The following is an 18,070-nucleotide window of genomic DNA, read 5'->3' on the forward strand; positions in this document are numbered from 1 at the left end:
TAGTATGTCAACTCCTACTAGCAGATTTAGATTTAAGATTAGCTCTTTCTAATCAGCACCCCAAAGCAAAAAGTCTTATCATCTTTATAAAACTAGCAAAAAGCACCAAGAAAGAAGCATATCATATATATATAGAAGGAAGTTAAAAATATTTCCCTTTTTAAGCCTCCACCTAGCTACAAACAATTTATCTAAAATTTTTAACGAGTAGGATGATTTATTAACGCCTTTATTAAGTAAGTATCTTTTAAGTTTATGCTAGGTGTAAATAATCTGCAAATATCAACCCCTACAAGCTTTCAAAAAAAGGCAAAGTTCATAGCTTTTGCGACACCTTGCGTAAATGACAGTTATTTTATAACTTTATTGAAAATTTTTTAGACAAATTGGGTTTTTGATATAATGATATAAAAATAATCTTAAAAAGTATTGTATTTATTTTATATATCAGTTAAAATAATAATAAGCAGGATACTAAGAATAATTTCTCTATTTAAATTAGTATAGTAATTTACGAATTTATGTAGCAATCATGGAATTTTGCAATAAAAATCTCATCCTTGCACTTTTATAAGCACTTATAATCGGAGGGAAGAAGTATGAAGAGAAGAATTAGAGAGTTTATGGTCAAGCTATTTTCCTTGACCCTAGCCATCACTATGTGCATACCAACCAATGTCTATGCCATATCCATGGCAAAAAAGCCAAAACAAATGCCAACATCAATAAGAATAGCAGACTCAGGAGAAAAAAACCAACAAAGCTATATAGACGATGACCAAGAAAGCACTGAGGAAGATCCTAACAATGAAGAAAGAAAAGAGCAAACAGAAACACAAACATCCATGGACCAAAACCCTCAAAGGCTAGAAGAAAACAAAAACAACTACACCATAAGCCAAAAAGCCAAACTAAATAACAAAGAAGATGCCATAATCTATGAAATAAAAGTAACAAAAAAACAAGCATCAACAAAATCAGACTCCCCACTAAATCTAAGCCTTATAACATACAAGACCCAAGCCCTAAAGGACATCAAAATAACAAAAATCCTCCTAGACGGCAAAGAAACAAAAATACAAGAAAACAAGGCGGACGATGACAAGAGCCTACATAGCAAAACAATAACAACACCAAGCATAGAAAAAGAAATAACCTACACCCTAGAAGGAACAATCGACAAAAAAACAATAGACAACAAAAAACTATACTCCTTTGACCTATCCCTAGACCAAGGTCAAACAAACATAGACCTTCAAAGAATATCCTACAAATTCATCGAATACCAAAAAGAAGATGACCCAGAAGAAAAAGAACTAAGACTAACCCACATCAAAGAAGGCGAAGACGAACTTAGAACCATAAACTACAAAAAAGAAGAAAGCGAAGAAAAGGCAGACGAAATAAACTACACCGACTACCTAATCTCCAAAGACAAGGCAGACGAAGAATCCAAAGCCCAAGAAAAAAACAAAATCGAATACAAACTCTCCCTAACAAACATAAAAGAAGAAAACACAGAAATCTATCTCGACTACTACAAGGCAAGCGACAAAGGCTTTGCCCTCCAAAAAGAATACTCAACAAAAATCCCTTACCAAGAAAAACTAGACCTAGACCTACCAGCTTCCTACATCCTAAAACTAACAGTAAGAAGCAAGGTAAACAAAAAAGATACGAGCATAGAAAAATACGCTATAAACTCCAGAGAAGTAAAAAGCCCACGCTTCGTAAAAGAAGAAGACAAATCATCAGACGATGACGAAGCCCATTCGAAGAAGGAAGAAAAGAAAAAACAAGCCGAAGAAAAAGCCAAGGCAGAAGAAGAAAAAAGAATAGCCAAGGAAAAGAAAGCTGAGGACAAAAAAGCAGCCGAAGAAAAAGAAAAAAAGGCTGCCGAAGCAAAGGCTAAAGAAGAAAAAGAAGCAGAAGCAAATAAAAAAGAAGAAGCTAAGAAGGAAAAAGAAAAAGAAGAAAAAGCTAAGGCTGACCAAAATAAAAAAGAAGAAACTAACAAAAACACTTCTAAGGCAACTGATAGTAATAAAAAAGAAGCAAACAAAGAAAACAAGCCAGCAAAGGAAAATAAAAACTCTCCTTCCGAAAAAGAAAAAGCTCAAGCAGATAAAAAACAAGACAAAACTTCAAGTACCGAAATAAAGAAAGAAGCTCAATCTGCCACAAAAGAAGAGAAAGAAAAAAAGAAGGAAGAACTATCAAAACTAATAAAAGAGGAAAAAGGAAAAGCTCAAAATAAAGAAGAAAAGAAGGGCCTACTAGAAGGAGTCAAGTCCCTACTAGGTCTAACAAATCTCCAAAAGGCTGACAAGGAACTAAAAAAAGCCCTAGCCGATGAGAAAAACGGTCTAGTAGAAATCCAAAAGTTCCTAACAGAACTAGGAGAAAAATACAAGCTACAAAGATCTGACCAAGCTAAGCTTATGGCTGACAATGAGGATGCCTTAAAAGCCTTGATTGAAAAATACGCCGATAAAGACTTCAAACCACAGATGTTCTTTGTAAAGAACTCAAAACCAGACCTTGAAGGCAAGAAATTTATTATCCAGACAATCTTCTTGGCATCAACTAAAGATGGTCCTATCGGGACCCACCAATATTTTGATATAATCCTAGATGATAAACTCAAGGTAAACGACCATGATTCATTACCAAACATCGAATATAATGGCAGAGTCATAGCTAGACCAAAATACTTTCCTGATGAAAACAAGATAAGATATCAAATCGCTGAGGAAATCAAAGAAGATCTAGAATTGCCAATAAATGTTCCAGTCGACTACAAGCCTGATAATATAACCTTAGATGAGGATGAAACATTCACAGTAATAAACAAGGTAAAAGGTTTAGGAGTAAACGACCCACCAAGAGACCTTCTCCCACAAAAAGTTGACAAGAATGGTAATCCTGCTGGATCAATCATAGAACCAGGCAGGCATGATGTAACCCAAATAATTGAGCCAGATAACGAAAACTACAAGGTCAACATGGATGCGACAGCCCTACCTGATATCCAAGATGGTGAACTAAAGGGTTACAATTGGAAAGTCATGGTGGCATCAGATAAAGACTTAAACTCTTTAAACTTCAAAATGAACTTCACAACAGTGAAGGGCTCAGGACTTGGCGAAATTCAAACTCCATCCCACAACTTGTCCGACAACCCTATCAAAGGAAATCTTGGCATCAACGATTCCAAACACTACGACCATGAAACAAATACCAGAGACCTAACCCTAACCTTCTACACACCAGTAGTCAACAAACAAGAAAAATATATGCTCGACATATCTACAATTGTAAAAGACAAACTTGGTGCGAAAAGAGCTGTCGCTGTAGAAGGTTACACAAAAGAAAAGGTCATAGAAGAAACACCAACCCGTGTAGGCATAAACAACAGAACTACAATCAGGGGTGAATTTGCCAATGATACTTCATCCAAATGGACTGTAACGGATGCCATTTCCACTGGAGATGAGAAAGACGATAATGGAAAGAAAAAAGAAACCAAGCTTCCACTAGAAACCAGAACTCTCAAAAATCAAATCCTAACATCATCCCAGATGGCAGTCTATCAAGTAGATACAAATAAAAATAACCGTGATACATTTGGTAAGATGATAAAAGTATCAGAAAATAACTTGAATGGAACCATCCCAGACCAATACACAAATCCAAACACTGATCAACCAGTAGGAACAATTGCAGCCTACGAATACCAAGCGAACTTGGATATGACCAAGCAAAAATATAGCCTAGGTGGAGTAGATATATCTAAGGCAATAGACTTGGCTATTCGACAAGATTGGTCAATGGAAAATGGAGCAAAAATTCCTAAACATACCATAAAAGTTGTCAATGCAGAAGATGAAAATGAAGAAGTCTTGGGAGAAACAACCCAACCTGCCAGTGATGATGGCACAGTAACCAGTAGATTTTTCGTAATACCAAATGTAAAAACATGGAAGATTGCAAAGGATGGAAGCTTTACTAAATATAGATCCCGTGTTATCCAAGACTTGCCAGAAAAAGTAGAACAAACCGTAGTAAATAACAATATAAAGGAAAAAAAGACCTTCCGATTTTTCGAAAACTATAGTTGGTATTTAAAAACAGAGCACATGCATTACCTCCAAAACAAAGGGGTTGAATATGTAGAGAAAAAGTATGGGTCATTTACTCTTGTCAAGACCGATAAAGAAACAAAAAAGACGCTTCCTGGAGCGAGATTCCAACTTCTAGGTGGCCCCGAAGTCGAAACTGATGAGAATGGTGAGGCGACATTCAAAAACCTTGCACCAGGATCTTACCAACTCATAGAAACTAGAGCACCAGATGGCTACAAGCTTAACGATAACAACACAACTATTTCTGTCGACATAGAAGGAAGAGTAAGTGCAGAAGGAAAGTACGCAACCGTCAAAGGTGGAGCATCTCCAACAGCTACAATCAAACATCCCGACTATCCAGGTTATATGAACACTATGCACTTTGGTACAGTTGATGATGAAGGAAACTTCAAAACATATATCTACCTAAGAGCCTTGGGTAGTATCAATGGAGGCACGACAGACAGAGACACAATACTTAATATGTCAGTTGATAATAAAATCAGCGATATAAAAGTATATGATGTTATGCCAGAAATTAGAAACGAAGTTCAACGCCGAATGAACATTCAAAACATGGGTGAGATTCATTTGGATCAAGTATTAAATGTTGCCAGTGAGCATCCGATAAGAGGTTCAAAATATGATGGAGAAAAGGCCTACACAATAAGCTTTCCTAAGGATAGGTTTAATGGAAACTGGGGCTTCTTGGTAGAAGTAAAAGGTAAAATATCACAGAGTGAACAACTAAAATACGACTGGCTAACAGATAGGGATAGTAATCAGGCAAAACTAGAAGGCAATGCTGTTAAATTCTCTAACACTAGTGCGGGGAAAAACACCATAGTAAATGTCACTAACGAAAAGTTCAAAACGAAACCAGTGGAAATAAAGAAAGTTGACCAAAACAAAAAACCACTTGCTGGAGCAACATTTACAATCAAGGCCCAAAACAGCACCAAGATTATTAAGACCTTAGTATCAGATAGCAAGGGGGAAGTTAACTTTGGAGACCTTCCTGAAGGAAAGTATGTAATAGAAGAACTACAAAGCCCTGACAACTACCAAGAATCACAAGTAGTCTTTGATGTTACAGTCGATAGCAAACAACAGGTTTTCTACAATCCTCGATTTAAAGAGGGAGAAGGTACACCTACAAATGGTGTTGACTATTGGATAGACAATAAAATAGTAGAAGATACGGACAAGAAAGCTCCTGTAATACATGTAAGTCAATCAATTGAACTTGTTGAAAATAGATATGGATCTTTTGGCCAACGCCCTGGCATTTGGGAGGCCTACCGATATGAATCCTACAAGTATAAGGCAAATATCAAGGTAAAAGATTCCTCCAAGGGTAAGAGATTTGAAATTCAATTCGACAAAAACTTGGACTTAACTCAATACGTTAACAAAATTCCTACTATCAAAAACTCTCAAGGAGTCGATATAGCAGATCCTTACTTTGACTACGATACAAACTTGTTGACTTATGTATTTAATGGAAATTCTGGCAATGGAGAAACAACCTTCAACCTAGAAATCGAGGGCATTATCCCATCCAAGTATTCAGCAAAGAGAAATGGTATCTATAACTATGTAATCCAAGTAGCGCCAGGAAATAGTGGAAACTTTGATGCTTCAAGCAACCCCGTACTATCATTTATGGTTAATGCCAACTATGAAGACTACGATGCAAGGGATGGTAATTCACCAGCCCAGGCCTATTACTTTAGGGATGTCTACCTAAAAGATGGACAATGGTACTTTACAGCAATTGCCTACTATAACCCAAAGAAAAGTCCAAATAAAGAATCTAGGACTCTTTACTTTAACTGGGCTACAACAAACTATAGGTCTGATACAAATATGATACGTTGGCCAATAGCGGGAGATTATCCAGCTTTCGGCTTAGAGGATATAAAAATCTATAGATGTTTACCAAAAGCAGACCCTGATACACCGCAAATAACATCAAACGTAGCGAACATGCCCCTATCAATGGGTGTCAGACCTGAAAGAGATCCATACACCTATGAACGAGTATTCAGCGGGTCAGTTGATTATAATAACTATTTTTCTGATAGACAAAATGGAATCGGGGTTGAATACGATCCGACACAAATCAAGAATACTGGCAAGATGAATGAATGGACTCCACTCAAAATATCTATGCCACGAATCTCTTCTATGAACGAGGGTTATGTAATCGAACAAACCTTCAAGGTAAATGACCTCCAAAAATTCAGAAACAAATTCAGAGTATTCTACATGGCAAACAATCGTGGACTCTCAAATCCTAACCGACCAAGCTATCAAGAATCAGGATTTGCATCCAAAGTAAACTCGAACTCGGCTGTTGCCCAACAAGCAAAAAAAGAAATACCAAAATTCTACAGTCAGGATGTAATGATGATAAATAAATCCTACACCCCAGCCAAGTTCAACATCATCAAATTAGACGCATCTAATCCAAATAAGAAACTAGCTGGAGCAGAATTTGTTCTAATAGATAAGCTCAAAAGACGAATTTACAGACGAACAGATACCAATGGAGTGCTTACCTTTGATAATTTAAAACCTGGTAGGTACAGACTAGAAGAAATTCAAGCACCAACAGACTATGTAAAGTCTAACAAAAAATGGCAAGTTGACGTAGTAACTGATGGAACTGTAACAATCACAGAAACTGGTATCAATGTCGAGGGGAATGCAGTTGTAGGTCAAAATATATTCCTAAAGATATCCAACAAACCAAAAGGCAAGGAATTTAAAATCTACAAGAAGGACGAAGACGGAGGTCCACTCAAGGGAGCGAAATTCCTCGTATCTTCCTATGCTAATGGCAAAGAAACCCCATTTACTACAGGTCAATCAAATGAAAATGGTTTGGTTGCGTTTGATAAGAAACTACCAAAAGGTATCTACACCGTTATAGAACTTGAAGCCCCATCAGGCTACAAGAAATCGGATCAAAAATGGTCCTTAGTTGTAAATGATGAGGGAGTAAAAATCTACCAATACCTAAAAGGCCCAGAAAACAACACCAATATCAATGTAAACAAATCAATCCTTGCGGATGATGACAATTGGGTCAACGTAGGAGGAAGAGATTCTTCTACATGGACTCTGGGAGACCATAGATGGACAGGCTATACAGATAAAAGTAAGGACCCATACAAGGTCGGTACGAGGATTATAGCTGTCAATAAAACAGAAAAGTATGTAATCCAAAGATATGTAGTAAACCCAGAAGGTAAGACTGTTGGAGCATCCAAGGTGCAAATCCACAGGGAAAAACCTGACGATCCAAACATGGATTGGTATGCTGGAAGAGCTGTCCAAGGACGCGACTATCAAATATTCCAACTTGATAAGAAAGTTACAACAGCAGTAGAAGATATCAAGCTAGAAAACTACAAGCTAACCAAGATTGAAGCTACCGCCAAATTAGTCCAAAAACAAGGAGAAGCTTCCAATAGGTTTGAGCTAGACCTCCCACAAACTGACAAGCCTATAGTAATAGATGTCAAAATCCCATACAAGGATGAAAAGGCGGGCGTAGGTACTGGAATTGATTACTTTGAAAACTTCAATGAGCCAGGTGCTACAAACAAGGCAACCTACTGGAAGCCAGACTTCTACACCAAAGTAACAAAAATTGTTGAAGGAGATAAGGTAAAGGTTGGCTATGAAGGTGGAAACATCCTTGGACCTTACCTAACAGAAGGTGCTCTAAGTCTCAGAAACGAAAGAAAAAGATACGACTTTAAGTTCAAAAAAGTAAGAGAAAAACAAGCAGGTGAGACCCAGGCTGATGCAGTAAGTGGGGCAACCTTCAAGCTTACAGGTCCTAAACCAAGTGATGAAACAAAATGGGCACACTCTGATGCTAAGGGAATGGTAAACTTCGATAAGCTCTTGCCAGGTATCTACAAGCTAAAAGAATACAGCCCAGCCCAAGGTTACGAACCGGCCGACACCGATTGGACAGTAACCATAAAAGAAGATGGCAGAATTTTCTTTAAGGACAACCATCCAGATAAAAAAGTTGTCAAGCCAGAAGAACAATGGCAGACTGTTGGAGATTCTGATAAGAAGAATCACAGATACTATTCTAGAAATGGAAGTCCAAACAAGCTAGAAAGTAGAATCACGGAAGTAAACAAAGCGACTAAGAAGTTTAGGCAAGTATATATCATAAACAAGGCACCAGATACCTTATTAAATCCATATTTTGAAATCCATGCCCAAGAGGAAAAAAGAGGACTTAACCTAAACAATACCAAAATACTTTCAGTAAGACTTGTAGGCAGGCAGTCAACACCGGACTCCCTCCAATATGTGGGTGCTGATATTGACTATGACACAAAAGTCTTTGTTAAAAACAATAACCAAGAAAGAATCCAAATAAAACCTAAAAACCTCGCAGGAAAGGATAAAACCATAGCCGTAACTATAGAGTCCGACTTGCCACTTCAAGGCACAATAGGAACTGGAATGGACTTCTTCAACTACAATGACGCCAACCACTATTGGTATGGAGAGTGGTACAACACCCTCGACGATATGAACTTGAAGCCAGTCAAGGGACTTGCTACAAGTAGAAGTAGGTCATACGAAGTGAACAATGGTTCGGACAGAAGTGCAGACGGAAAATCCTCGAAAACATTGATGGCAAGAATGGTCAGATCCGCAAAGAAAAATCTACCAATGCCAGGGAAAGACATCTTTGATATATCAAAGCCAATAAAAAATCTGGCAGTAGAAGCACCACGAATGCTTATGAAATCAGCCAATCGAATGGCGGGAACATCCAGAGCAGCGGGTGATTGGGAAGCGGTAGATCCAGATAAGTCATCTGGTAGAGCTAATATCAAACATAATGAAAGCTTGGTTCAAACAAAGATAACTGAAATAAATAAGGGACAAACGAGATTTAAGCAAATCTTCTTATACAAGGAAGAAACGGCTTTAAGAGATAGGCTGATAGAAATCCACAGACAACCAGAAAATGCAGAATTGCGTTTGGGTTATGCGGCAGATATAGAAACCTATGTCAATGTTTATAAGGTGAATGCTTCGAGCATAGACCAAGCCTTAAATGCAAGCAAAACAAAAATAAACGTATCTGTTAAACAAAAAGAAGCAACAAATGGCAAACCGAGAAGAATACAAGTAGAAATACCGGCTGACCACAGAGGCTATATTTTAGTTGAAGTCGAAGCAAAATATACCAAAGCAGTAGGACTAGGCTCTGACTACTATCCAAATAGAAATCAGCAATATGACAAAACTGTACAATGGGTAGGAGATTCTTATTCAAGCGACTCAAGTATAAATGACAAGACAAAAATAACTTATGAATATGGCTACGAAGAAGAAGCTATCCCAATAACCTATGCCACACAATCTGATCCCAATATGGACGAAGGTCAGACTAGAGTTGAAAAAGGTCAAGAGGGTAAAAAAAGAGTTTACTACAAGTATGAAGTGTCAAATGGTGTGCGAACTGGAAGAAAATTCATAGACACGGGACATGGAAACAATGGTGTAGAGATAATCACACCAATGAAGCCGGAGATAACATACAGAGGTACGAGAAAGCCACAACCACAAGAACCGACCTATGATGTAACAGTCAATGGATATATTTACAACGGAAAAGTTACTCCGAACAAGACAAAGGCAAAGGCTGGAGAAGAAGTCACACTTACTATCAAGCCGAAGTCTGGTTATGAATTGAAAACACTTTATTATAATGATGAAATCACAGGTGATGACATCCCTATAACAAATAATAAATTCATAATGCCGAAATCAAATGTAAGAATAAATGCTACATTTGGACTTAAAAACCAACCTCAACCAACTCCTACTAAGCACAAGATTTCTATAAAAAAAGGAGATGGTGGAGATGTTGAAATTGATGATGGAAAGACAGAGGCGGTCAAGGGCGAGAAGGTAATTTTCACTTTAACTCCAAACTCAGGCTTCGCAGTTAATACCATTTCTGTCGCTGGGCTAAATGGAGTATTAACACTAACTGATGAAGGCAATGGTAGAAAGTCATTTGTTATGCCAGATGAGGACGTGTCAATTAACGCCACATTCAAACAGACAACGCCAAGCTACAATGTTGGTGTTTCAAGTGATATCAAAAATGGAACTGTCAGCGTTGATAAGACGAATCCACAAGCAGGAGAGCTTGTCAAAGTTACAGTAAAACCAAATCCAACTTATGAAATCGAACAAATAAAGTTAAACAACACACCTATAGAAGTTGACGATAAGGGCGAATATGTCTTTACCATGCCAAAATATGATGTAAATATCACTGCAAGCTTCACTCAGCGTACTGGAAAAGACTACAATATTTCTAATGGAGCTGACTTGCATACTAGATTGACATTGACTAACACGAAGGCAAAGGAAGGACAAAAGATTAAGGCTAATATTAGCCCTGAAAATGGATGGCAAATCCTAAATGTAAGAGTTGCCAAGGCAGATGGCACGGGAGATGTGAAGGTTGACTTTAACCAATCTGAAGTATCCTTCACAATGCCAGCAAGTGATGTAACAGTCTATACAGCATCAAAGCCAATCGGAAGAGATGAAAAGACCATAACCGTAACAGAATCAGACCATGGTAGAGTCCTTATAAGCAAGCTAGCGGCAAAACAAAATGAGCCAGTTTACCTAACTGCCAAAGCAGACGGAGGATATGAGCTCAAAGAATTTATCGTAACGGACGAAAATGGCAATAAGGTCATGCTTTCTGCAAATATGTTTAGAATGCCAAGTTCTAATGTAAAAGTTACAGCAGTATTCCAAAAGAAGGACGACACACCAGACGATCCAAACGACCCTGGTGATGAAATCACCAACAAGACCATGGAAATCTCGAACAAGCAATCAGGTCTTGAACTTACAATCTTCAAGAAAGATACAATTGGTAGACCTCTTGAGGGAGGAGAGTTCTTGCTAAGAAAGGTTGATCAAAACTACCAAAACCCTGACCCAAACTTTTTCTTAACAGCGGTATCAAACAAAGATGGTAAGGTAACATTCAGAGACCAAACAGGTGAAATTGTTAAGCTAAAGGTAGGCTACTACACAATCGAAGAAACTAAGCCTCCAGTTGGCTACAAGAAAGCTTCTTCTAAGTGGAATGTAGAAGTCAAAACCGAAAAAGGTAGGATGTTCGCAACCTATTATGGCCCAGAACAGACAACGGTAGACTATTTGGTTTCTGATAAAACGAAATTACAAAATAATATCAATAGCAATGAGGATATCTTATATGCATCAAAGATTAAAGATATAGATCCAAATGCAAAGACTTTCGTCCAAAGGATAATGATAGACCTTAGAGGATACAAGGGTACTGACCCAATCAATGTCCAAATCAAACCAAAACACAAGAGAGAAGAGTTCGATATAGCAGGACAACACCCACACATTTTAAAAGAAGGGGTAAAAACTGCCTACAGGACGACCTATAGAATTAATGATCCTGATCCAAACATAAAGGCAGACGACATCCTAAACTCCTACGACCTATCTAGGAAGAATGTAACAATGATTAACACCGCAAGGTGGAGACCGTTCGATTGGGGCTTCGACGAAGACCAAATCAACCTCACCCCGGGTGGCTTGTACTTTATGGACGTAGAAGGCTTCTATGATGACGCTATTGTAGATGGTACTGCCCAAAAAGAAGTTACCATCACCCACGAAAAAGTAGGGGATAAAATGGTCGACAAGGCTCACCCTGTAGCTCCTCACGTGGCAGATGAAATCACGGCAGATGATTTAGCTAAAATCCAGCTAGACTTTGAACTCTACAAGGGAGCGAGACACTTTGAACAAGCTGTCTACAATGAAAATACAAGAGGAATCGAATGGAAGACCTTCAAGAAAGCATCCTACCAAGCAGGTGCTCAAGCAATCGCCAAGATAAAAGATCCTGGTTGGACTGGCAAATATGGCCTAAACAACAAATACCAAAACTGGCTAGGTCTTGATGGTGGTAGGATAGAACCAAGCTTACTAGATGCGACCCCTTACAAGACCATCAAAACTGAAGCCAACATTTCCTCACTCTACACGACAAGGAAAAAACAAGCAGAAGAGATACCAAAAGAAGGACTCGACTTAACCAATGAGGAAGAATCCTACAACATCACCTTCTCAAAACATGGACGTGATGATCCGAATTTGGGTATAAATGACCTAGCGGTTACCAATAACAGACTTGAAGGTGCAATCTTTAAGCTCCAAAGGAAAATCGGAAATGATTATGTTGATATGCCAGGCTCTTATGTATCCTCAGCCTTCAATGGTTTCTTCGGCTTCAGAGGCCTAAAACCAGGTCGTTATAGGCTAATGGAAGTACAAGCACCAGCAGGCTACAAGCCAATCAATGATGCAGTCTTGGAGATGACCATAGCTTATGAAAAAGGAAAAATATCAGAAACTACTGGTGATATAACACCGGGTAGAGGAGTAATCACTCTGGAATATGACAATGCTCACAGCATCGTCCAATATGCCGGAGCGAACTCACAAAATACTGGAAAGCTAGTCGACTATGTAACAAGTGCGACAGCCAAAAACATGGGCAAGATTATCAACGAAAAACCTGAAAAGGGTAAGCTTGAAATCAAAAAGACCGATGAGGAAGGCAAGACACTAACTGGTGCCAAATTCAAACTAAGTAGAATAAGTAAGCCTGCCGTAAACGACGGAGTGGACTATACTGAGGCAGACGAGAAGAGGATTTACGAAGGAACTGTTGGCAATGATGGGAAATTAGCATTTGACAAACTTCCAATCGGTCAATACGAACTCGAAGAAACATCCCCTGCTCCAGGCCATAAGTTGACTGGACAAATCTGGCACTTCACAGTAGGTGGTAAAAACCTCGATCCATATTATGACAATAATGACAGAAGTGGTATCGACCAAAGCAAAAATATCACACTAGCTTCCACCATGACTGTCGAAAGACCAGAACCGGGAGATACGACAAGTGGTGATGATTCAATCCATCCAAATATGAATCAAAGTATGAACTTTGCCAACACATTCACCATCAAGGATGGAGCAACCATAAGTCCGGGTGACTACTTCACAGTAAAAGTCGCAGAAAACATGGACATGATGGGTATTTACAAAAAAGACCTTATCAGAAGCCTAGATATCTTCGCAGACGGAATAGGTACAATCGCCAAGGCAGACTATGATGATGTGAACAACACCATCACCTACACTTTCACCGATTATGCGAGAACCTATCAGCTAAAGAAATTTGAATCCAACATCAAAGCCTACATCAGAGCAAACAAGATTAAAAACTCTATAAATGATGTGGCTGTCGGTCTAGCAATGAATGATGCTAGCTTTAAGAATATAAATGTTATCTATGACTTGGACGAAAAAGATGTGACTGACAAAGAAGGCAACAACCTAAATATATCATCGAAAATCACCCGATTTGACCCAAGAACTGGGCAGTTCACACACTTTATTTACATCAATAGAAAAGCTACGACTGCCAAGGAAGCTGAATTTATCTACAAGCCAGGCAAGGACGTCAAGAACTTGCGTATGCAAATCTACAAGGTTGATCCTAACTACAAAAAAGACTTTGTAATGCCAAGCTCCTACGATGTTCCAGACAATATCGGGATGCAAGAAGTGGCAAACACCTTCTACAACAGAATTGTAAACGATGAAAACCCAGCTTGGACGAAATTCGGTGACCAGAAAGATGGATATCAACCACTCAATAGCGATTCTTCTTATGTTGTAAAACTAACAGGTGAAATCGCCGATAAGGACAAGACATCCTACTCACCAGAAGCAAGGCTAAGACGCTACAACGCAAGTGGCTATGAATATATGAGGGTCAAGACGGAAAATAAAGTCTACTCACAAATAAACATCAAGGAGGGCAAGAAAGACCTTCAAATTACTGCAATAAATCCGAAAAATACAATAGTATTTAGAAAGATTGATCAACAATCCCGACCTCTTCAAGGAGCAGAATTTGGCTTAGAAAAACAAAATGGAACAGCTTGGGAAGCAGTAAAAGGCTCTGATAATAAAGCACTAACCCAAAAATCAGGTCCTGATGGTTTACTTCGATTTGAAAATCTACCAGAAGGTAAATACGCCCTAGTAGAAACCAAAGCACCAGAAGGCTACACGAGAATTGAAACACACATCCTAGAATTTGACGTATCAAAAAGCGGAATAATTACTAGACAAGTGAAAAGAAAAGCAACCAAAACAAGCAAAGCACAACTTGTAACTGAGCCAGTAGGAACAAACCCAATCGAGGTAATCAACTACAAGGACATTGACTTTGTAAAAATAGATGCTGAGGATAAGAAAAAACTTCCGGGAGCAACCTTCAAACTCTGGTATAAGGAAAATGAAAGTGACAAGTACAGAGAACTAACAGATGAAGAATACAGCAAAGAAATCAAATCTGACAAAGATGGTAAGTTCAAAGTCCACGTTACCAAAGAAGGCTACTACGCCCTAAAAGAAACCAAGGCTCCAGACAAGTACATCAAACCAAAAAAATTCATCAGAGAATTCAGACTCAAAAATGGTAAGATACAAATACTTGAAAAAGATCCACTAAAGGCGAGCCTCACAATTGGCAAAAACGATCAGATGGAATCTCGTATCCTATCTGTAGACCAAAATAAAAAACAATTCACCCAAAGGATTGTCCTAAACTACCTCCACAACGAAGTAACCTACGATGGAAAGGAAACCTACTTGAGATTTTTCGGTAATGGTTGGGAGATTGTACCTAAACTAAAAATTGGTGGAAAAATCAAGGTGGCAGTCCTCGATGAAGGAAAGAAAATTGATGACCTAAAACCGACCGACTACAAGGACTTCGATGCCGACACAAGACAGACTGTCCCAAATGTAGTATCCAAATACCTAATCAAAGACTTGCTAGGAGAAGGAAACTACACAGTAGCCGACAAAGAAAAGGGAACAATCAAAAGCAAAAAGTCCATAGTAATAGAATACACGGGACAAATCCTAGATAAGGCAAGCCAAAAAGGTGATGGAGTAAATGCAGAAGTCAAACAAGACCTCTACAACGACCTAACAATCCTAGACCAACTAAGCTACAAGCTCAACCTAGACAGAATCAAATCTGGCAAAAGAGTCTATGTAGACAAGTCTGACCTAAGGGCAACGGAAGTCGAAAACCACAAATCAGTCTACCCTGATACAGGAGGACTTGGAGTCTGGATTGGCTTCGCAATCCTAGGAAGTTTGCTAATGACCCTAGCTGGCGTCTACTTGGCAAAGAAAAACAAAGAAAAAAGCAAGGAGGAACTTGGATAATCCCAAGTTCTCCAAGCTAACTGCCAAAAGAGCCAGATTTTAAAAATTATAAGAGAAATAAACCAATAGTTATAAAAAAAATTAAAAGCCTGTGTACAAAAGTTGTACTAAACTGATATAATAGTATTGTAATAGCTTTCTACACAGAAAGACTTAGTATGTAAGCCCCACCAAAGGTGAGGATTATATAGAAGAATGAGTAAATCATTCACTTGTCCAATCCCGTTGATAGGTGGACAAGAGGGGAGCCTAGTACGTAGGTTATATCAACAAAATTGAAAAATAAGTAAAGGAGAGAGAATATGAAAAATAAATTATTTTCAATTTTCACAGCACTAGCAATGGTCCTAGGAATCCTAGTAGCACCGTTTACAAGTGCAAAAGCTGCTGGGACAGACGAAATAACAAAGTCTGTTACAGTTCACAAATTGCTTGCAAAAGAAGGCAAAACCTTGGAAGATATTCAAAATGCTTTAAAGGATAAGTATGTAGGTTCAGACAAATATATTGATGGTGATCAAGAAAAAGATATTAAAGGCTTATATACTGATGAAGCAACAGAAATCGGTGGTGTTTTCTTTGCTTTGCAAAAACAAGTCGATGGACAATGGAAATACGTCGCTAAAGACGGAACATCAGTGGCTGGAATTCAAGATCCTACAACTAAAGGATTTGCGGATCAAGTTTTAGGTGGAGAAACAACAGCAGCTGATGGTTATAAATTTGATACATCTAAACTAGATCAAAGCAAACCAACAACTTATAAAATCGTGGAAATCCACAGCCTATCTTCATACAAGAGTGCAGATGGTAAAGTTCTTACAGATAAGTTAGCAGTTCCAGTTGAAATCACACTACCATTAGTAAATGCTAAAGGTGTTGTAACAGCTGCTCACGTTTATCCAAAGAACACTGAAGATAAACCAAAAATCGATAAAAACTTTGACACTGCTAAAAATGGTGATGTAAATGGTATCACTAAAGATGACTTAACAACTGATACAAAAGATAAATCTTTAGAAATTAATTTAGAAAATGAAAAATCAGAAAAACCAACTGCTGTTAAGAGCGTAGGTCAATCAGTTCCTTATAAGGTAGTTACAGAAATCCCAGCTCAAACAAAATGGGCAACAGCAAAATGGGACGATAAGATGACAGAAGGTCTAACATATAACAAAGACCTAACAATCGAACTTAAAAAAGGAACAGATACAGTAGCTTTAACTGAAAATACTGACTATACCTTAACACAAACTGATGATGGCTTTGTACTAAATTTTGAAAAAGCAGGTTTAGAAAAACTAAACAACAAAGCGCAAAAACAAACTCTAACACTTAAATACACTGCAAAAGTAAATGATAAGTCAGTAGTAAAAGTTCCAGAATCAAACGACATTACCTTCCACTATGGTAACAACCCAGGACACGGTAATACACCAAAACCAAACAAACCAGATGATAATGGCAATTTAAAAGTGACCAAAACATGGGCTGATGGTAAATGGGCTAAGAACGAAAAGGCTAAATTTAAATTAGTAGATGCTCAAACAGGTAAAGATGTTGAAGCAAAAGACCTAGTAGGTGCACCAAAAGATTACACATTTGTAAATGAACAAGAAATTGGATACACAGAAGGTGAAACAAAAGGTGAAGCTACATGGAAATATCTAGATAAAAATAGAGAATACAAAGTAGTAGAAACATCTGTAACATATACAGACGAAAAAGGAAAAGAACAAACTTTAACAGGTTGGGAAGCAGAATATGCAGTAAATGGTAAAGGTACAACAAAAATTACAAACTACCTAACAAACAACCCAAAACCACTTAACCCTTCAGAACCAAAAGTTGTAACTTATGGTGCAAAATTCGTTAAAACAAACGTTGAAGGCGAAAGACTTCCAGGTGCAGAATTTGTAGTTAAAAATGAAGATGGTAATTTCCTAGTAGAAGGTACCAAAGCTACACGTACAGAATATGAAAAAGCACAAGAAGCATTCGTTGATGCAGTTAAAGCATACAATGCAAAAGTTAAAAAAGGCGAAACTCCAACACCTGAAGAAAAAGCAAATGTAGAAAAGCTTGAAAAAGCAAGAGATGCTGCATGGAATGCAACTCTACAAAACATGGACGGCTTCACAGCTAAGAAGAAAAACGATGCAGGTGTACTAAAACTAACATCAAATGAACTTGGTCAATTTGAAATTGCAGGTCTAAAACCTGGAAAATATACTTTAGTCGAAGTAAAAGCACCAAAAGACTATGTAGATGCTGATAAAGCAACACTTGAATTTGGATTTACAATAGGTAAAAATGGTGAACAAGACTTAAAAGATATAGACTTCGGTATAGATGATGATAATCAAGCTGATAATGCACAAAAAATCGTCAACAAGAAAGTATCAATTCCACAAACAGGTGGTATCGGATCTCTAATCTTTATCGTAGCTGGTGTTGCAATCATGGCATTCGCATTCGTAGCTTACAAAAGATCTGAGGCTAGAGAAGCCTAATAATTAAAAAGAATCTTACATGTCAGTATATACAGTAGGATAATA

2 protein-coding genes are annotated in these 18,070 nt (G+C 38.0%); both read left to right on the forward strand.

The genetic code is table 11. From position 1 onward, the window contains the following. Positions 1 to 599: 599 nt before the first annotated feature. Entirely contained in the window at positions 600 to 15,512 is a 14,913-nt protein-coding gene (locus P6936_RS01820) for a SpaA isopeptide-forming pilin-related protein (RefSeq protein ID WP_276880671.1), read from the forward strand. A gap of 302 nt (positions 15,513 to 15,814) precedes the next feature. Further along, positions 15,815 to 18,025, forward strand: a complete 2,211-nt coding sequence (locus P6936_RS01825; protein WP_276880672.1) for an isopeptide-forming domain-containing fimbrial protein — start codon at positions 15,815 to 15,817, stop codon at positions 18,023 to 18,025. Positions 18,026 to 18,070: the final 45 nt, after the last annotated feature.

It is taken from the genome of Anaerococcus tetradius (assembly GCF_947087635.1).
Classification (GTDB): domain Bacteria; phylum Bacillota; class Clostridia; order Tissierellales; family Peptoniphilaceae; genus Anaerococcus; species Anaerococcus tetradius.